The following is an 18,854-nucleotide window of genomic DNA, read 5'->3' as shown; positions in this document are numbered from 1 at the left end:
CCCGAGGTTCATGATGTGTCCCGGACCACAGGTCTACGCCGAGCCGCGCGCCCCCGCAATACCGCCTCCCGGCATACAGGGGCCGCCTCCGGGGGTGTCGAGGAGCCGTCAGGGGGCCGCCGGGAACAGCACGGGTATCGCCGAGACCAGGTGCGAGGCCCGGTCCAGGGCACTTGCAAGCAGTGCGAGGTCGGTCGGTCCGTTGCCCAGCTCACGTACCGGACGGCGGGCCGGCGGATCACCCATCCGCTCCCACTCCAGAGGCACCACGGTCGGCCGCAGCGTCGCCGTCCGGGGGATCCGGCCGGTGACCCGGCCCGCCTGGAACGGGACCGTCCGGCCGTCCGCGTACCGGAGCAGGCCGCGGCCGGGGCCGGGCTGGTCGGGGGCGTCCAGCTCCACCCGCAGGGTCGTCAGCCGGGCCAGCCCGGTCTCGGCCGTGCGGTCCGGACGGGCGCTGGTCGCCACCAGGTGGACGCCGAGCCGGGCGCCCTCGCGGGCCACCGCCTCCAGCACCCGGACCACCGAACCGGCGGCGGGCCGGCCCGTGGCGCCGAGCCCCGGCGCGACCAGCGCGTCGAAGTCGTCGACCAGTACGACCAGCCGGGGCAGCGGGCTCGGCCCCGCGGGATCGGTACGGGTGGCCGAGGCACGCAGCCGGAGCGTGCCCGTGCGCTGGCTGTCCACGTCGCCGCGCTGCTCACCGGGGGTGGGCTGGCGCGGCGAGACCATCCGGTCGGAGACCTCGCGGCGCGCGTGCCACTCGGCGAACGCCAGCCCGCCCAGCAGCTCGTCGCGGCGTTTGAGCTCCGCGCCCAGGGCCTGGGCGAACTCCCGCATCCGCAGCGGATCGGAGGCCACCAGATGGGCCGCGACGTGCGGGAGTTCGGTGCAGGGCAGCAGCCCGTCGCCGCGCTCGCCGCCCGACCCGTCGAGGAGCACCAGCCCCAGCCGGTCGGGCCGGGCGGCCGCCGACAGCGACGCGGCCACCGACCGCAGCAGCTCGGTCCGCCCGCTGCCGGCGGGCCCTTCGACGAGCAGGTGCGGTCCGTCGTGGACCAGCTCGGCGCCCACGACGCCGCGCCGCCCGCTGCCCAGCACGATCTCGGCGAGGCCGCCCACCCCCTGCCCCTGATCGGTGGCTGCGGCCCAACGGGCCATCAGGGAGGCCGGGGTGGCCCGCGCCAGCCCCAGCTCGTCCAGCAGCCGGGCGGTGGCCGGCAGGGTGGCTGCGGCCGGCCGGTACGGCTCGACGGTCCCGCTGTCGCCGCGCAGCGGCGCCAGCGCCCGGGCGAACCGCTCGGCCCAGGCCGCGGAGACGGCGTCGGCGGTGGCGGTGGCGCCGCTCGGGACCGGGCGGCCGCCGCTGACCGCGAAGGTCCGTACGGCCGTGGCCACATCACCGCTGAGCAGGGCGATCGCGCCGCAGTCCCGGAAGGCCGGGGCGCTCGCGCAGGCCGCCTCGTACGTCTCGGCGACCGGGGAGGCGGGCGTCGCGGCCGGGGCCTCGGCCAGCGCCAGCACATGGATCCCGGCGGCCGGGCCGTGCGAGGCGAGCCGCCCGGTGATGTCGCGCAGGGGGCCTGCGCCGGGATCGCCGTCGAGGACCACGAGCGTGTACGGGCCCTCGTAGGCGTCGGCAGCCTGCCGGACCTGCTCGGGATCGGCGGCGGCCCAGTGCGTGCCGAGCGGACCGTCGTCGAGGCGCCGGGTCAGTTCACCGGTGCGGGCTGCGGCCTGGTCGCGGTCGTACGCGAGCAGCAGCCGGCAGTGCTGGCCGTGCGCGGGCCGTACGTGGGGCAGCCAGCCGAGCCAGGACCAGTCGCGGCGGCGCTCGGCGAGGGGGCGCGCCCGGTCGGTGGAGAGGAGCACGATCTCCAGCTGCCCGGGCGCGTGCAGGCCCGCGACCTGGGCGATCACGCAGCGGGCGACCCCGGCCAGCCGGGCGCGCGGACCGGCGATGCCGAGCGCGCCGACGGTGCGCAGCGACACCCGGCTCCCGGCGCCGAGCCCCACGTCCAGTACTCCGGGATGCCCGGGACCCCGCGACCACAACCGTTCGGTGGGCCCCAGCGCGGCCAGCAGCAGCGCGGCCGGGTCGTCGGGATCGGGAGCGGCCTCGGCCGCCACAGCGGGCTCGGCGGGGGCCTCGGCGGCCTCCTCGCCCCGTACCCACTTGCGGGCCCAGGCCCCGAGCCCCCTGCGGCGGCCGACGGGCGCACCGGGCCCGGCCGCGCCGGAGGCGTTCGAAGCCGCCGCCGTGTCACCGCCCGGGCCGTGGGCGCCGGTGGCCGCGCGCGACCCGGGGCGGTCCGGCACGAGGCCGGGGGTTGCGGCCCCGGCTGCGCCGGACGTCGCCGGGGCGCCTCCAGGTCCCGTGCCGGCTCCGGCGGGGCCGGCGGCGGAGCCCGCGGCGCGACGGAGCCGCTGATCGGCGGCGTGGGAAGGGGCGGGGTGGGGGAAGGCCCCCGGTCCCCCGGCGGAGGAGCTGCCGGCCTCGCCCGGTCCCGCGCCGGAGGCGTCCGCCGAGCCGGGGGCGCCGGGCCTGGCGGGACCTCGGCCCGAGGGAACCGGCTGCGGGTGCGCGGCGGTCCTGCCGGTGCCGGTGCCGGTGCCGGTGCTGGTGCCGGCGGCGCCCGGAGACCCGCCGGTCGCCGTCCAACCGGCTGCGTCAGGTTCGGGGTTGCCCCCGGGGAGCCCGCCGGGGCCGACGGCCCGCCCGTCGGTCGCCGTCCACTGGGCCGTGCCGGGTCCGGGGTGGCCGCCCAGGGCCCCGCCGGGGCCGGTGGCCGGGCCCGCCGCTCCGGAGGCGGCCGGGGCCGGGTCGGAGAAGGTGCCGCGCGGCCCCCGCGCGGCGGGCCCGGCCGGGCCCGCGCCCGCCCCGTACCCCGCGCCGGAGGCCGGCGCGGCGCGGCCGGGGAGCGAGAGGTGGCCCTCCAGGTCCGGTACCACCGGCAGGGAGGCGGCGTCGGCCGCACCCGCGGGTGCCAGCCGCAGGGTGGATTCGCCCACCCGCAGCAGCGCGCCCGGCGGCAGGGCCACCGGCTGCGGTCCCACCGGGGAACCGTCGAGCGTGGTGCCGTTGGTCGAGTCCAGATCGGCCACCGAAACCCGCCCGTCGGGCATCACCGTGACCGCGCAGTGCAGCCGGGACACGTCCGGGTCGTCCAGCGGGACGTCGGCGTCGGCGGACCGGCCCACCCGGATCTGCCCGCTGTGCAGCAGGTGCACCCCGCCCGCGTCGGGTCCGGCCACCACGTGCAGCTGCGGCGCGCCGAGGCTCTCCTCGGGCAGGACGTCCGGGACCGGGCCCTGCAGCGCCACCACCGCCCCGTCCACCAGCGGCGGTTCGCCCAGCACCCGCCGCTGCAGGTCGAGCCGCTCGGCGCCGGCGTAGAGGACCACGGTGCCCCCCGTGTCGGGCCCGCCGACGGTCGCCGCGAGCCCGGAGGCGACCGCGGCCAGCGCGGTGCCGGCGGGCGCTGTGACGAGCACGTCACAGCTCACGGGGGCGGTCGCGGGCTGGTGGCCGCTGCGCGACCCAAGGACGGTCAGCCGGATCTGCATCGCCGTCAGCGGTCCCTTCTGCGCGGTGCGCGGTGTGTGCGCCCGGCAGGGGGATGTCGGGACATGGCTGCCCGATCGCCCCCCACCCGGCACGGACGCGTCGTCCGGTCAGGTCTGCCGGAAGGCGGGGCTCCCGTCCCGTGCCGTCCGTACGTGTGCATCCTCGCACCTGTCGCCGACAACACGCCCGGCACCCGCCGACAAGTGATCTTGATCGGTCGCGGCGCGGTGCCGACCTCACGCGGATCGGACAGCAAGCAGGGGAAAATCGCCTCCGGCATACCCCGCAAACATCACCCTTCGTACATATGTGCGGCAACCAACCTCCGACGTCCGGCGTCTTCCACGGGGACACCCCCTAGAGTGGGCCGGAAAACCGATCAGCGGATCGACCACAGCAGACGACAGCAGGGGAGCGCGAGACGTGCGGCCAGTCGGCAGCAAATACCTGCTCGAGGAGCCGCTCGGGCGCGGCGCCACGGGCACTGTCTGGCGTGCCCGCCAGCGAGAGACCGCGGGCGCCGAGGCGGCCGTCGCCGGGCAGCCCGGCGAGACCGTGGCCATCAAGGTCCTCAAGGAGGAGCTGGCCCAGGACGCGGACATCGTCATGCGCTTCCTGCGCGAGCGCTCCGTCCTGCTGCGCCTGACGCACCCCAACATCGTGCGCACCCGCGACCTCGTCGTCGAGGGCGACCTGCTCGCCCTGGTCATGGACCTGATCGACGGCCCGGACCTGCACAAGTACCTCCGCCAGAACGGCCCCTTCACCCCCGTCGCGGCGAGCCTGCTGACCGCGCAGATCGCGGACGCGCTCGCGGCCAGCCATGCCGACGGCGTGGTCCACCGCGACCTGAAGCCCGCCAACGTGCTGCTCGACGAGCGCGGCGGACAGATGAAGCCGATGCTCACCGACTTCGGCATCGCCCGCCTCGCGGACTCCCCGGGCCTGACCCGTACGCACGAGTTCGTCGGCACCCCCGCCTACGTCGCCCCCGAGTCCGCCGAGGGCCGCCCGCAGACCTCCGCCGTCGACATCTACGGCGCCGGCATCCTGCTCTACGAGCTCCTCACCGGCCGTCCGCCGTTCGCGGGCGGCACGGCGCTCGAAGTGCTCCACCGGCACCTCAGCGAGGACCCGCAGCGCCCCGCGAGCGTGCCCGAGCCGCTGTGGACCGTCATCGAGCGCTGCCTGCGCAAGGAGCCGAACGAGCGCCCCAGCGCCGAGAGCCTGGCCCGCGGGCTGCGGGTGGTCGCCTCGGGCATCGGCGTGCACTCCACGGCCGCCGAGGTGGAGGCCGCGCTCGGCGTCGGCGCGCTGCTCGCCCCCGACCCCTCACCGGCACCGGTCCCCGAGACGCCGGGTGCCGCGGACCCCACCCAGGTGCTGCCCGGCGGTGTCGGGGCGGCGCCGGTCGGTGCCTACGACCCGAACGCGATGACCAGCGTCATGCCGCCGGTCGGTGCGGCCGGCGCGGCCGGCGCGGCCGACGCCACCTCGGTCATGCCGCCGGTGCAGCGGCCGGACCAGCCGCACCCGTGGGAGTCGCAGATGCGCGCCGTCCGCGACCGCAACGAGCAGACGCAGATGCAGTACCTCGACCCGGCCGAGGACCCCCTGCGGCGCCGCCCGCAGCGGCAGGCGCCCCCGCCGCCGCAGCACCAGCCGCAGCAGCCGTACCGGCAGGGGCCGCCGCCGCAGCAGTACCAGCAGCAGCCGCCACAGCAGCAGTACGCGCCGCCGCCGCCTCCGCAGCACTACCAGCCGCAGCAGCAGCGCCAGCCTCAGCAGTACCAGCAGCCACAGCAGCCCCAGTACCGCCAGCCGCAGCCCCAGCCGCCCCAGCAGCAGCCCCCACAGAGCCCGCCGCCCCGGCAGCAGGCCCCGCGCGAGCCGCGGCGTCGCAGCGCCAACCCCGTGCGGATCCCCGGTCTCGGCTGTCTCAAGGGCTGCCTGGTCATGATCCTGCTGCTCTTCGTGGGCGGGTGGCTGATCTGGGAGCTGACCCCGCTCCAGGAGTGGGTCGGCACCGGCAAGGGATGGTGGGACCAGGTGTGGAGCTGGGGCACCGGCATCGCCGACTGGATCGGCGCCATCGGGGACGCCTCGGGGTCCTCCACGCCCTGAAAAGGACCCCCGTAGCGCTGAGTTCGTGGATTTGTCGACTTCTGGGACGTGATTTCGCCCGCAGAAGTGAAGGTCGCCGCGAATCCGGGCCCCTGCTGGCCTCCAACGCCCACCCGGCCGCGTAGCTTTGGTGCGTACGCCAGCCGCTGAGGGAGCAGTCGTGGCACGGAAGATCGGCAGCCGGTACACCGCGCACCAGATCCTGGGGCGCGGCAGCGCGGGCACGGTGTGGCTGGGCGAGGGGCCTGACGGCCCCGTCGCCGTCAAACTGCTGCGCGAGGACCTCGCGTCCGACCAGGAGCTGGTCGGGCGGTTCGTCCAGGAGCGCAGCGCGCTGCTCGGCCTGGAACATCCGCACGTCGTGTCCGTCCGCGACCTCGTCGTCGACGGCAACGACCTCGCCCTCGTCATGGACCTCGTACGCGGTACGGACCTGCGCACGCGCCTCGACCGCGAGCGGCGGCTCGCCCCCGAGGCGGCCGTGGCGATCGTCGCGGACGTCGCCGACGCGCTGGCGGCCGCGCACGCGGCCGGGGTCGTCCACCGGGACGTCAAGCCCGAGAACGTCCTGCTGGACATGCAGGGGCCGCTCGGACCGGGCGGCGCGCACCCGGCGCTGCTGACCGACTTCGGCGTGGCCAAGCTGATCGACACCCCGCGGCGGGCCTCCGCGGGCAGGGCCTCGGCCCCGACCACCCGGATCATCGGGACCCCGGACTACCTGGCGCCCGAGATCGTCGAGGGTCTGCCGCCGCGGGCCGCGGTGGACATATACGCCCTGGCCACCGTCCTGTACGAGCTGCTGGCCGGTTTCACCCCCTTCGGCGGGGGCCACCCGGGCGCGGTGCTGCGGCGGCACGTGACGGAGACGGTCGTCCCGCTGCCGGGGATCCCCGACGAGCTGTGGCAGCTGATCGTGCAGTGCCTGGCCAAGGCGCCGGCGTCGCGCTTGCGGGCCTCGGAGCTGTCCGCACGCCTCCGGGACCTGCTGCCCCTGCTGACCGGAATGCCGCCGCTGGACGTGGACGAGCCGGACGACGCGGAGCCGGAGGCGGGCCCGTCGGAGGAACCGGCCGCGGTCGCCGCCGATCCGGTACGCCGCCGGGGCGTGGTCCCGCTGGTGCCGGGCTCCGCGACGGACTCCAACCGGGACACCCACACCTCGATGCGGGTGCCGGGTCCGGACGAGCTGGCGGGCGGGGCGCTGGGCACCGCGCGGGTGCCGCGCCCGGCCGGCGGGCACCGGCCGGGCGCGGCGCGGCACCGGGCCGAGGTGGCGCGCAAGCGGCGGCTGGTCATGTCGGCGGCGGCCGTCGCGCTGGCCGCGGCGGTGGGGCTCGGCGCCTGGCTCGCCTTCTCGGGCCCCGACGACCAGGCCGCCCCCCAGGACACCAAACAGTCGGGCCCGCGCACCCCGTAGCCCCCTGCGGCGCCGCTGCCGGGGCTCCGCCCCGCAACCCCGCGCCTCAAACGCCGGCGGGGCTGGATGGTGCCCGCCTGGGCCGGTTGTGTCCGGCTGGGCTCGAAGACCGGGGCTCCGCCCCGCAACCCCGCACCTCAAACGCCGGCGAGGCTGAAATCGCCCTCCGGGCAATCCAGCCCCGCCGGGTTGCGCTGCGCGCACGTCTGGGATGCCGCCGGGCATATTCAGCCCCGCCGGCGTTTGAGGCGCGGGGGTTCCGCGGGCAGAGCCCCCGGCAGCGGCGCCGCACACGGCACGGCGGCGGGGGCCAGGCCCCGACCGGTACCGCGGCAGCGGCGCCCGAGGGCGGGGCGGGGGCTACGCCCCGACCAGCTCCGGGTGCCAGCGCCGCGCGACGGCCGGGTGGGCGCGGACCCAGCCCTTCAGCTCGTTGCGGCCGTACTCCGCGTGCAGCGGGTTCGACGCGTCGTGCGCGATGCCGGGGGCCGACCGCAGGTAATCGCCGGGGACCGTCTCGATGACCGCGTCCAGCCGCGGGTTGTAGAAGAAGGGCACCGAATACCGCTCCACCGCGCCCGGCGGGCTCACCACCCGGTGGTCGGTGGCCGTGAGGTAGCCCTCCGTCGCGATCTCCAGCAGCTCGCCCAGATTGACCACGAACGCCCCCGGCAGCGGCGGCACGTCCAGGTAACCCCCGTCGCGGACCACCTGGAGACCGCCCACCGAGTCCTGGAGGAGGAGGGTCAGAAAGCCGTAGTCCTTGTGGGCCCCCACGCCCTGGTCCGTGCCCGTCGGGGCCGATCCCGGGTAGCGGATCAGCTTGGTGTGCAGGTGGGGGCGGTCGGCGAAGGCCTCGTCGAAGAAGTCCGCCGGGGCGCCGATCGAGACCAGCAGCTCCTGGAGGAGCCGGTGGGCCACCGCGGCCAGTCGGGACTGCCACTCCAGCACCACCGTACGGAGCTCCGGGAGGGCCTCCGGCCACAGGTTCGGGCCCTCCAGCCACAGGAACGGCGGGTCGTCCGGCCCGACCACCGGCGCGGGCCTCTCGGCCCCGACGTCCAGCTGGTCGCGCCAGTCGGAGGCTCCGCCGGTCAGCTCGTGGCCGATCCGGGTGTAGCCGCGGAAGTGCGGGGACCTCAGATTGCTCACGGCGAGCCGGTCGGCCTCCGGGAGGGCGAAGAAGGCCCTGGTCAGCTCCAGGATCCGGGCGGTCTCGGCCTCCGTGATGCCGTGGCCGGTGAGGTGCAGGAACCCGGTGTCCCTGGCAGCCGCGTGCAGGTTCTTCAGGAAGTCGGCCCGCTGGGCCGGGTCGTCCGCCTGGGAGAGGTCCAGGACGGGGAGGGAGGTGTGCGCGGACGGCATGACGGCTCCGTTTCGGATGTCACGGGGTCCTGTTCCCCTTCAGGTGGCGGGGGTCGCGGGAGGGGGAGGGCCGCCGGCAGGGATGGCGCCGGGGCCGCTGGGCCGCGAACAGGACCAAGTCGGATCGGGGTGGATCAGGCTTGGGGATGCTCCGGCGGCAGACAGCTCGTCGTCGTGACACGCATGTGGTCCACATGGCGGCGCTTGACGAGAAGAACAGTCATACGGTGAGCGTACGCCCGTACCCGTGTTCATCAGTACGGGTGATCCGGCCTGCCCGGACGGCACCCTCCGATGACCGGCTACGCTGGACCCGTGGCAGTCGTCGATGTTTCCGAAGAGCTGAAGTCCCTCTCCTCGACCATGGGGTCGATCGAGGCCGTCCTGGACCTCGACAAGCTGAGGGCAGAAATCGCCGTGCTCGAGGAGCAGGCCGCCGCGCCGTCCCTGTGGGACGACCCGGACGCCGCTCAGAAGATCACGAGCAAGCTTTCGCACCTCCAGGCCGAGGTCCGCAAGACCGAGAGTCTGCGCGGCCGCATCGACGACCTCGCGGTCCTCTTCGAGCTCGCCCAGGAGATGGAGGACGCGGACACCCTCGCCGAGGCGGAGACCGAGCTGGTCGCCGTCCGCAAGGCGCTGGACGAGATGGAGGTCCGGACCCTGCTCTCCGGCGAGTACGCCGAGCGCGAGGCCCTGGTCAACATCCGTGCCGAGGCCGGCGGCGTGGACGCCTCCGACTTCGCCGAGCGCCTCCAGCGCATGTACCTGCGCTGGGCCGAGCGCCACGGCTACCCGACCGAGGTCTACGAGACCTCGTACGCGGAAGAGGCCGGCATCAAGTCGACCACCTTCGTCGTCAAGGCCCCGTACGCCTACGGCACCCTCTCCGTCGAGCAGGGCACCCACCGCCTCGTGCGGATCTCGCCCTTCGACAACCAGGGCCGCCGCCAGACCTCCTTCGCGGGCGTCGAGGTGCTGCCGGTCGTCGAGTCCAGCGACCACGTCGAGATCGACGAGGGCGAGCTGCGCATCGACGTGTACCGCGCTTCCGGCCCCGGCGGCCAGGGCGTCAACACGACCGACTCGGCCGTGCGCATCACGCACCTGCCGACCGGCATCGTGGTCTCCTGCCAGAACGAGCGCTCGCAGATCCAGAACAAGGCCAGCGCCATGAACGTCCTCCAGGCCAAGCTGCTGGAGCGGCGCCGCCAGGAGGAGCAGGCCAAGATGGACGCCCTCAAGGACGGTGGCAGCTCCTGGGGCAACCAGATGCGGTCCTACGTCCTGCACCCGTACCAGATGGTCAAGGACCTGCGGACGGAGTTCGAGGTCGGCAACCCGCAGGCGGTGCTCGACGGCGAGATCGACGGCTTCCTGGAGGCCGGAATCCGCTGGCGCAAGCAGCAGGAACAGACCGCGTAAGCGCACCCGCACACACGCGCAGGGCCCGGACACCAGTGGTGTCCGGGCCCTTTCGTCATGTCCGCGTGTCCGGCACGCTCCGTCATGATCGGACGTCTGCATGACCGGACGTCTGTGTGATCGGTACGTCTACGCGGTCTGCTGGGCCACCAGCACCAGAGCGGCCACGAGGACCACCATGAGGACGATGAGCGCCACGGGGTTCAGTCCGGAGAAGGGGCCCTCCTGCTGGAGGCGCTCCCGGTTCGCCCGGCACACAGGGCAGCGGCCCTGGCTGACGGGTGCGGCGCAGTTCGCGCACACGAGCCGGTCATATGTCATGCGCTCCTCCTCTCGTCCCCTCAGCTGTACTCCATTAGACATAACGCCGTGGGGAACGAGACCGTTCCCCCTCCCACTGTGCCAGCTTCGCCGGCGTTCGGCGCGGCCCGTCCGGGCAATCGCCGTCCCGACCCTCCCGGACCAGGGGATAAAAGGGGCAAGTCCGGGTGCCGGGTCCACACCCCGCGCCCGTTCGCGTATGGTCACGCACACCTACTCCCGGCGACCGTGGTGCACCCGTGATCCGATTCGACAGCGTCTCCAAGTCCTACCCGAAGCAGAGCCGTCCCGCACTCAGAGATGTCTCCCTCGACATCGCGAAGGGCGAGTTCGTCTTCCTGGTCGGCTCCTCCGGCTCCGGCAAGTCCACCTTCCTGCGGCTCATCCTGCGCGAGGAGCGGGCGAGCCACGGCCAGGTGCACGTCCTGGGGAAGGACCTCGCCAAGCTCTCCAACTGGAAGGTCCCGCAGATGCGGCGCCAGCTGGGGACCGTGTTCCAGGACTTCCGCCTGCTCCCCAACAAGACGGTGGCCGAGAACGTCGCCTTCGCGCAGGAGGTCATCGGCAAACCGAGGGGCGAGATCCGCAAGGCCGTCCCGCAGGTCCTGGAACTGGTCGGCCTGGGCGGCAAGGAGGAGCGGATGCCCGGCGAGCTCTCCGGTGGTGAGCAGCAGCGCGTGGCCATCGCCCGCGCCTTCGTCAACCGCCCCGCCCTGCTGATCGCGGACGAGCCCACCGGCAACCTCGACCCGCAGACCTCCGTCGGGATCATGAAGCTGCTGGACCGGATCAACCGGACCGGGACCACCGTGATCATGGCGACACACGACCAGCAGATCGTCGACCAGATGCGCAAGCGCGTCATCGAACTCGAACAGGGCCGACTCGTGCGCGACCAGTCGCGCGGCGTCTACGGCTACCAGCACTGAAAGGTCCCTGAGACGCAATGCGCGCCCAGTTCGTCATGTCGGAGATCGGCGTCGGTCTCCGCCGCAATCTCACCATGACCTTCGCGGTCATCATCTCCGTGGCCCTGTCGCTGGCCCTGTTCGGTGGCTCCCTGCTCATGCGCGAGCAGGTCAGCAGCATGAAGGGCTACTGGTACGACAAGGCCAACGTCTCGATCTACCTCTGCAACAAGCAGGACGCCGAGCAGGCCACCGAGGCCGCCAACAAGGCGGCCGGGTCGGCGGGCGACCTGGGGGTCGCCACCTGCCGCAAGGGCGCGGTGACCGACGAGCAGAAGAAGCAGATCGAGTCCGAGCTCAAGCAGATGTCCCTGGTGAAGTCCGTCGCCCACGAGTCGGCGGACGAGGCGTACAAGCACTACCAGGAGCAGTACGGGCACACGGCGCTGGCCTCCTCCATCACGCCCGACCAGATGCAGGAGTCCTTCCGGGTCAAGCTCAACGACCCGGAGAAGTACAAGGTCGTCACCTCCGCCTTCGTCGGCCGGGACGGCATCCACACCGTCGACGACCAACGTCAGTCGCTGGAGGCCCTCTTCGGGCTCCTCAACTCCGTCAACATCGCCGCGCTCGGCATCATGCTGATCATGCTGATCGTGGCGCTGCTGCTGATCGTCAACACCGTGCGCGTCTCGGCGTTCAGCCGCAGGCGGGAGACGGGGATCATGCGGCTGGTGGGTGCCTCCAGCTTCTACATCCAGTTCCCCTTCATCATGGAGGCGGCCGTCGCCGGCCTCATCGGCGCGGTCCTCGCCTGCGGCATGCTCGTCTCCGGCCAGTACTTCGTGATCGACCACGGCTTCGCGCTGCGGGACAGGATGGAACTCATCGACTTCCTGGGCTGGGGAGCGATGATCGGCAAGCTGCCGTACGTGCTCTTCATCGGGCTCCTGATGCCCTCCTTGGCGGCCTTCCTGGCGTTGCGCAAGTACCTGAAGGTGTGACAAGCGCCCCGCGAGCGGTCCGGTCAACCATCCGTACCGGCGCGGGGCTTGTCCTAGACTCGGCGCCATGCCGGGTCTTCCCGCCTTCTGTCTCCGGCCCCGCGACTTGCGTCGCGGGGCCGTTTTGACGTTGGCCTTCCTGGCGGCCGTCGGCACCGCCGCGAGCACCGGCTGCTGGGACCGCGAGGACCCCACCGCAGCCCTCGCCGCCCGTACGGGGGCCGCGGCGCCCGAGGAGCCCCGTGCGACGGGCACCGCCGACCGCGAGGCAGTGGCCCGCGCCGCCGCCGAGGCCGTCGCCGAGGGGAAGTCCGGCAAGAAGGCCGCCCAGGAGGTGGTCAGCCGCAGCGGCGACCGCTGGGGCACCGTCTACGACCAGGGTGAGTACGCCGCCTTCGCCGAGGGCCTCGACGGCCGCTGGACCGGCGTCGGGCTCTGGGCCGAACGCGGCCGGGACGGCCTGATCAAGGTCGACAAGGTCCAGCCCGGCGGTCCCGCCGCGCGGGCCGGCCTGCGCGGCGGGGACCGGCTGCTGAGCGTCGACGGGCACGCCGTCACCGGCCTGCCCCTCACCGAGGTGGTGGGCTTACTGCGCGGCGAGGCCGGCACCCCCGTCGTACTGAACCTGAGCCGCGACGGCGTCGACCTCACCGAGACCGTCCGCCGCGAGCAGCTGCGCACCGAGCCGGTGACGGTACGGCAGCTCACGGGCGGGATCACCGTCATCAAGGTCGCCTCCTTCACCCGCGGCTCGGGCGAACGGGTCAAGGCCGCGGTCCGCGAGGCCCCGCCCGGCGCCGGGGTCATGCTCGACCTGCGCGGCAACCCGGGCGGGCTGGTCGCCGAGGCGGTGACGGCCGCCTCCGCCTTCCTGGACGGGGGGCTCGTGGCGACGTACGACGTACGGGGCGACCAGCGCGCCCTGTACGCGGCGCCGGGCGGGGACACGGCCCGGCCGCTGGTGGCGCTGGTCGACGGCGGCACGATGAGCGCGGCCGAGCTGGTGACGGGAGCCCTCCAGGACCGGGGCCGGGCCGTGGCGGTCGGCAGCCGGACCTTCGGCAAGGGCTCGGTGCAGATGCCCACGGAGCTCCCGGACGGTTCGGTGGCCGAGCTGACGGTGGGCACGTACCGCACGCCGGGGGGCCGCAGTCTGGACGGCAGCGGCATCACCCCGGACCTGGCGGTGGGCGAGCGGGTCGAGGAACGGGCCGCCAAGGTATTGGGTGGCCTCGGGGTGGGTCCGTAGTGCGAAAATGACCTCACTATGGCTAAGGAAAAAGGGCGCAAGCTGATCGCCCAGAACAAGAAGGCGCGGCACGACTACACGATCCTCGACACCTACGAGTGCGGTCTCGTGCTCACGGGCACCGAGGTCAAGTCGATGCGCCAGGGCCGGGCCTCGCTGGTCGACGGCTTCGTGTCGGTGGAGGGCCGCGAGGCCTGGCTGTACAACGTGCACGTGCCGGAGTACAGCCAGGGCACCTGGACGAACCACAGCGCCCGCCGCAAGCGCAAGCTCCTCATGCACCGCGAGGAGATCGACAAGCTGGAGCGGAAGGCGGACGAGTCGGGTCACACGATCGTGCCCCTGTCCCTGTACTTCAAGGACGGCCGCGCGAAGGTCGAGATCGCGCTGGCGAAGGGCAAGAAGGAGTACGACAAGCGGCAGACGCTGCGGGAGAAGCAGGACACCCGCGAGACGAACCGGGCGATCTCGGCGATCCGCCGCAAGCAGCGGGGCACGGTTTAATCTTCTGGCACGCAGTGGTCCACTTCGCGTACCATGGCGTCAGCACCCCCCGCTTGCGGGTGGAGCACTTTGTTAAAAAAACATGGGGATGATCGGTTTCGACAGCGGATGTCGATGCAGGGGAAGCGAGCCGAGGAAGCGGCAATGATCTCGCTAACCATATGTCGCAAACAATAATCGCCAACTCCAAGAGCGATAACTCCCGCTTCACCCTCGCTGCCTAATAACAGTGAGCTGAAGCCTCTGTGAGGAGCGTCAGCCCGGAAGTGGTCCCGGTCCGGATCCTGGCGTCAACTAGGGATCTAAACCTCTAGCCCCGGTCACGGGGGTTGGAGGGAAATCAAACAGTGACTGAGCCCGTCGGAGACTTGTCCGTGTGATCTCCGGGGCCGAGAAAAGCGCAGCGGACTGCGCTCGGAGAAGCCCTGCTTCTGCACCGTTGGACGCGGGTTCGATTCCCGCCATCTCCACTCATCCCATGTGGGCAAAGGCCCCGCAGCCTCTCGGCTGCGGGGCCTTCGTCGTGCCGTATCAGTAGTGGTAGCGGGCCTTGAGGATCTTCACTTCCTTCTCGTCCGCCCGGTAGACGAGCCGGTGTTCGTCATCGATCCGGCGGGACCAATAACCCGACAGCTCGCCCTTCAGGGGCTCGGGCTTGCCGATCCCGCCGAACGGGTCGCGCTGGATCTCGCCGATCAGGCGGGTGATCCTGCGGGCCATCTTGCGGTCCGAGGCGAGCCAGAAAAGGAAGTCCTCCCAGGCGTCGGAGTCGAAGTGGACGCTCCTCACCCCTCACCCCCCGCCAGCTCCCGCAGCTCATCCATGGTTTTGGTGACGGTGGGCGCGCCTGCCCGATCGCGGGCGACGGCCTCCATCAGGCGCTGGGCGTTGGCGGGGGAGCGCAGCAGGTAGACGGTCTCCTGCCAGGAGTCGTAGTCGTCGGCGGACATGAGGACGGCGTCGCCGTTGCGAGAGGTGATGCGCACCGGGGCGTGATCGGTGTTGACGCGCTCGATGAGCGGGAAGAGGCTCGCCCGCGCTTCGCTGGCACTTATGGACACGGTCCACACTCCCTTTCTGGCTTGTACGAGTTTACGGTACAGGATTGGTACCGGAATGCTGTACGGCTCTGAGTGGAGTGACCCGCATGCCGATCAGGAGGGCCAGGAGGGTGGCGACGGCCGGGAGGACGTAGGCCGCCGACGGGCCGAGGTGGTCGACGGTCAGGCCTGCCGTGGCCGAGCCGGCCGCGATGCCCGTGAGGATGGCGGTGACCGCGAGGGTCATGCCCTCGTTGAGGCGGCCCTGCGGAGTGCGGGCGTGGACCCGGGACATCGCGGTGACCATCGTCGGGGCCGTGGCCATGCCCGCCAGGAGCAGGGCCAGGGCCAGCAGGAGGACGGAGCCGGTGGCCGCGGCCGCGGCCGGCAGGGCCATCGCCGGGGCCAGGACGGCCAGGCAGGCGCCCAGGCCGCGCGGGCGCAGGGTGCCGTAGAGCAGGCCGGCGGCGCAGGAGCCCGCCGCCTGGAGGGCCAGGACCAGGCCGGACGTGGCGCCCAGGCCGGCGGAGTCGAGGTAGGCGATCGAGGCGACCTCCATCGAGCCGAAGACCAGGCCCAGGCAGAGGAAGAGGACCAGCAGCGGGCCCAGGGCGCGCAGCGGCGAGCCCCGCCGGGCCGCCGCCACCCCGGTCACCGGGGGCTCCATGGCGCGCTGGGCGGTGAAGAGCAGCATCCCCGTGAGGAACAGGGCCGCGCCGGTGAGGGTGCCGGCCTCGGGGAAGACGGCCGTGCAGAGGAAGGCCGCCAGCGCCGGGCCGAGCATGTAGCACAGCTCGTCGGCGGCCTGTTCGAAGGACATCGCCGTGTGGTGCGAGGCCGGGGCGCCGCGCAGCAGGTGCGTCCAGCGGGCGCGGGACATGCCGCCGATGTTGGGGGTGGTGGCGGTCGCGGCGTACGAGGCGAAGAGGGTCCAGGCGGGCGCCTCCGTACGGACGCACACGATCAGGGAGAGGGAGCCGAGGACCGCGATCAGGGTGGCCGGGAGGGCGATCCTGGCCTGGCCGTGGCGGTCGACGAGCCGAGCCGTCCAGGGCGCCACCAGCGCCGTGGCGGCAAGCCCGGTCGCGGTGACCGCGCCGGCGAGGGCGTACGAGCCGCGCTGGCCGGCGATCATCATGACCGCGCTGATCCCGAACATGCCCATGGGGAGCCGCGCGAGGAGGTTCCCGGCGGTGAAGGCCCGGGTGCCCGGCAGGGCGAACAGGCGGCGGTACGGGCCGGGAGGCCGCGGGGCCGGAGTGGCGGGGGTGGCCGGTGCGGGCGGTGCGGGCGGTGCGGCGAGGACGAGCGTGGTGCCGGTGACGGTCATGAGGGGCATGACCACCACCCTCGGCCGGGACCCCGTCCACCGTCCAACACCTGTTCGGGGCCCATTCACGCCCTTCTGTTGTTAGTCTCCGGGGATGATGCCCCGTGATGTGGACCCCCGGCTCCTGCGCGGGTTCGTCGCCGCCGCCGAGGAGTTGCACTTCACCCGCGCCGCCGCCCGGCTCTATGTCGCCCAGCAGGCCCTCAGCCGGGACGTCCGGCGCCTCGAACAGGCCCTGGGCGCCGGCCTGTTCGTGCGGACCACCCGCGCGGTCGAGCTGACCCCCGACGGGGAGCGGCTGCTGCCCCTGGCCCGGCGGGTCCTGCGCGCGCACGAGGACCTGGCCGCCGCCTTCACCTCCCCCAGGGCGCTGCTCGTCGACCTGAACACCGACGGTCCCAGCACCGGGCGCGCGGTGCTGGAACGGGCCCGCGAACTCGCCCCGGACTGCGAGCTGATGGCCCGCTTCGAGAGCGGGCTCACCCACGCCGCCGCCGAGATCGCGGCCGGCCGGCTCGACGTCGCCTTCGGATACGCCGACGGCCTGGCCCCGGCGCTGCGGGCACGCCTCGCGCAGGCACCCGTACGGTACGAGCCGCTCGCCGTGCTGCTGCCCGAGGGGCACGCCCTGGCCGCGCGGGCCGCCGTACGCCTGGACGAGCTGGCCGGGGAGACCGTGTACGCGGGCGCCGGGAACCCGCGGACCGTGGAGTGGACGGGGCTCGCGCGGGAGCTGTTCGCGGGGCGCGGGATCGAGGTGGCGCCGCCCGCCCCCGTGGCCGTGGGGAAGGAGGAGTTCCGCCGGGTGATGGTGAAGACCGGCCATCCGGTACTGGCGACGGTGGACTTCCTCGACATGCCCGGCTGCGTGAAGCGGCCGCTCACCGACCCCGTGCCGCTGTCCCCGCTGTCGATGGTGTGGCGCAAGGGATTCGGCCATCCCGGGCTGGACGCACTGCGCGCCGCGGCTGCGGGTCTGGCCGCCGACCGGGGGTGGCTCGTACCGCCGCCCGGAAGCTGGAGCCCGGTACGGCTCACACACGGTCCCGGCGGCGGGTGAGAGCAAGGTTTCCCGGAGGTCATCCGGCGGGGACCGGGGCCGAAACGCGCCGTTCCTACGCTCGTCACCACGGACGCGACAGCTGTGGAGGCGTGATGACCAGTACGACCGCACCGCGCAAGGGGGGCCGCTGGATCGAGCGGTGGGAACCCGAGGACGAGACGTTCTGGAACGAGACGGGGGAGCGGATCGCCCGCCGCAACCTGCTCTACTCCGTGCTCTCCGAGCACATCGGGTTCTCCATCTGGTCACTGTGGTCCGTGATGGTCCTCTTCATGGGTCCGCAGTACGGGATCGACCCGGCCGGGAAGTTCTCCCTGATCGCGACGGCGACCGTCGTGGGCGCGTTCGTGCGGGTGCCGTACACCTTCGCCGTAGCCCGCTTCGGCGGCCGAAACTGGACCGTCGTCAGCGCCCTGTTGCTGCTCGCGCCGACCGTGGCCGCGGTGGTGGTCATGGAGCCCGGGACCTCGTACGGCACCTTCCTGGCCGTGGCCGCCCTGACCGGCGTCGGCGGCGGGAACTTCGCCTCGTCGATGACGAACATCAACGCCTTCTTCCCGCTGCGCAAGAAGGGCTGGGCGCTCGGGCTGAACGCGGGCGGCGGGAACATCGGCGTCCCCGTGGTGCAGCTCGCCGCGCTGCTGGTCATCGCCACCGCCGGGGCCGGGCACCCGCGGCTGTTGCTCTGCGCGTACCTCCCGCTGATCGTGGCCGCGGCGGCGCTCGCGGCGCTGCGGATGGACAACCTGGCGCCCGTGCGCAACGACACCGGCGCGGTGCGCGAGGCGGTCCGTGAACCGCACACCTGGATCATGGCCTTCCTCTACATCGGCACCTTCGGGTCCTTCATCGGCTACAGCTTCGCCTTCGGACTCGTACTCCAGACGCAGTTCGGCCGGACCCCGCTCCAGGCGGCCTCGCTGACCTTCATCGGACCGCTGCTCGGCTCCCTGATCAGGCCGGTGGGCGGCGCGCTGGCGGACCGGTTCGGCGGGGCGCGGATCACCCTCGCCACCTTCGTGGCGATGGCCGCCGCGACCGGGGTCGTCGTCCTGGCCTCGGTACGGGAGTCGCTGCCGGTGTTCCTGGTCGGGTTCGTGGCCCTGTTCGTGCTGAGCGGGCTGGGCAACGGGTCGACGTACAAGATGATCCCCGGGATCTTCCAGGCCAAGGCGCTTGCCCGCGGCATGAGCGGCGAGGGCGCGGCCGCGTACGGGCGGCGGCTGTCCGGGGCCTCGATGGGGCTGATCGGCGCGGTCGGCGCGCTCGGGGGCCTCGGCATCAACCTGGTCTTCCGGGGGGCGTTCCTGAACTCCGGGTCGGGGACGGCCGCCTTCGTGACCTTCCTCGGTTTCTACGCGGTGTGCTGCGCCGTGACGTGGGCGGTATACCTTCGCCGGCCGGCCGCGGTGATCGCCCCGGGCGCCGAGGTCGCGGCGAAGCCGCAGCTCACGTCGGTGTAATGGCCGTTAACGGGGGCGAAATGCGGGGGAACCGAGCCTGACACGCCGACTTGGCAGGCTCGGTTCCAGC

At 73.1% G+C, this 18,854-nt stretch carries 15 protein-coding genes and 1 other RNA gene; 10 read left to right on the top strand and 6 right to left on the bottom strand.

All coding sequences use genetic code 11. From position 1 onward, the window contains the following. Positions 1-108 precede the first annotated feature (108 nt). Positions 109-3,567 (bottom strand): FHA domain-containing protein, encoded by a 3,459-nt coding sequence (locus AB0D48_RS08595; protein WP_362392205.1) that lies wholly within the window; start codon positions 3,565-3,567, stop codon positions 109-111. Positions 3,568-3,991: 424 nt separating this feature from the next. On the opposite strand from AB0D48_RS08595, the gene AB0D48_RS08590 reads away from it, so the two are divergent. Together AB0D48_RS08590 and AB0D48_RS08585 are read left to right on the top strand one after the other, a co-directional pair. Then, positions 3,992-5,692, top strand: coding sequence for a serine/threonine-protein kinase (locus AB0D48_RS08590; RefSeq protein WP_362392203.1), 1,701 nt, complete (start codon positions 3,992-3,994; stop codon positions 5,690-5,692). Between the two features lie 160 nt (positions 5,693-5,852). Further along, a complete protein-coding gene (locus AB0D48_RS08585; protein ID WP_362392200.1) occupies positions 5,853-7,112 on the top strand; it encodes a serine/threonine-protein kinase in 1,260 nt (419 codons plus the stop codon). Between the two features lie 360 nt (positions 7,113-7,472). Here AB0D48_RS08585 and AB0D48_RS08580 read toward each other — a convergent pair whose 3' ends face one another. Next, a complete protein-coding gene (locus AB0D48_RS08580) occupies positions 7,473-8,477 on the bottom strand; it encodes a 2-oxoglutarate and iron-dependent oxygenase domain-containing protein (RefSeq protein ID WP_362392198.1) in 1,005 nt (334 codons plus the stop codon). Positions 8,478-8,792: 315 nt separating this feature from the next. On the opposite strand from AB0D48_RS08580, the gene prfB reads away from it, so the two are divergent. Then, the gene (gene prfB, locus AB0D48_RS08575; RefSeq protein ID WP_362392195.1) at positions 8,793-9,902 is read left to right on the top strand and encodes a peptide chain release factor 2; all 1,110 of its coding nucleotides are present in this window, start codon (positions 8,793-8,795) and stop codon (positions 9,900-9,902) included. Between the two features lie 129 nt (positions 9,903-10,031). Here prfB and AB0D48_RS08570 read toward each other — a convergent pair whose 3' ends face one another. After that, positions 10,032-10,223: a hypothetical protein gene (locus AB0D48_RS08570; protein WP_030662818.1), complete on the bottom strand. Its 192-nt coding sequence runs from the start codon at positions 10,221-10,223 to the stop codon at positions 10,032-10,034. Positions 10,224-10,462: 239 nt separating this feature from the next. Here AB0D48_RS08570 and ftsE point away from each other — a divergent pair, with 239 nt between their 5' ends. The 5 genes from ftsE (at position 10,463) to ssrA (ending at position 14,361) form a co-directional block, all read left to right on the top strand. Next, positions 10,463-11,152 carry a cell division ATP-binding protein FtsE gene (ftsE, locus tag AB0D48_RS08565; RefSeq protein WP_328925968.1) on the top strand — a complete coding sequence of 230 codons (690 nt, stop codon included), beginning with the start codon at positions 10,463-10,465 and terminating at the stop codon, positions 11,150-11,152. 17 nt (positions 11,153-11,169) lie between these two features. Next, positions 11,170-12,135: a permease-like cell division protein FtsX gene (gene ftsX, locus AB0D48_RS08560; protein ID WP_362392190.1), complete on the top strand. Its 966-nt coding sequence runs from the start codon at positions 11,170-11,172 to the stop codon at positions 12,133-12,135. 67 nt (positions 12,136-12,202) lie between these two features. Then, positions 12,203-13,384, top strand: coding sequence for a S41 family peptidase (locus tag AB0D48_RS08555; protein WP_362392188.1), 1,182 nt, complete (start codon positions 12,203-12,205; stop codon positions 13,382-13,384). Positions 13,385-13,402: 18 nt separating this feature from the next. After that, a complete protein-coding gene (gene smpB / locus AB0D48_RS08550; RefSeq protein WP_069920480.1) occupies positions 13,403-13,888 on the top strand; it encodes an SsrA-binding protein SmpB in 486 nt (161 codons plus the stop codon). Between the two features lie 84 nt (positions 13,889-13,972). Next, positions 13,973-14,361, top strand: a transfer-messenger RNA (tmRNA) gene (gene ssrA, locus AB0D48_RS08545). Positions 14,362-14,419: 58 nt separating this feature from the next. On the opposite strand, the gene AB0D48_RS08540 is transcribed toward ssrA, so the two are convergent. From AB0D48_RS08540 to AB0D48_RS08530, 3 genes are read right to left on the bottom strand one after another with little or no spacing between them, the layout of a single operon-like run. Further along, a complete protein-coding gene (locus tag AB0D48_RS08540) occupies positions 14,420-14,677 on the bottom strand; it encodes a Txe/YoeB family addiction module toxin (RefSeq protein WP_362392185.1) in 258 nt (85 codons plus the stop codon). After that, positions 14,674-14,949 (bottom strand): type II toxin-antitoxin system Phd/YefM family antitoxin, encoded by a 276-nt coding sequence (locus AB0D48_RS08535; RefSeq protein WP_362392183.1) that lies wholly within the window; start codon positions 14,947-14,949, stop codon positions 14,674-14,676. The genes AB0D48_RS08540 and AB0D48_RS08535 overlap by 4 nt, the downstream gene beginning before the upstream one ends. Before the next feature lie 31 nt (positions 14,950-14,980). Next, positions 14,981-16,258 carry an MFS transporter gene (locus AB0D48_RS08530; protein ID WP_362392331.1) on the bottom strand — a complete coding sequence of 426 codons (1,278 nt, stop codon included), beginning with the start codon at positions 16,256-16,258 and terminating at the stop codon, positions 14,981-14,983. Between the two features lie 94 nt (positions 16,259-16,352). Between AB0D48_RS08530 and AB0D48_RS08525 the strand changes: the two genes are divergently transcribed. Then, positions 16,353-17,318, top strand: a complete 966-nt coding sequence (locus AB0D48_RS08525) for a LysR family transcriptional regulator (protein ID WP_362392181.1) — start codon at positions 16,353-16,355, stop codon at positions 17,316-17,318. A 95-nt stretch (positions 17,319-17,413) separates the two neighbouring features. Beyond that, the gene (locus AB0D48_RS08520) at positions 17,414-18,784 is read left to right on the top strand and encodes a nitrate/nitrite transporter (RefSeq protein WP_362392179.1); all 1,371 of its coding nucleotides are present in this window, start codon (positions 17,414-17,416) and stop codon (positions 18,782-18,784) included. Positions 18,785-18,854: the final 70 nt, after the last annotated feature.

The organism is Streptomyces sp. NPDC048269 (assembly GCF_040652395.1).
Taxonomy (GTDB): Bacteria; Actinomycetota; Actinomycetes; order Streptomycetales; family Streptomycetaceae; genus Streptomyces.
Note: the sequence above shows the minus strand (reverse complement) of the source record. Positions and strands in the feature narration are given on the sequence as shown.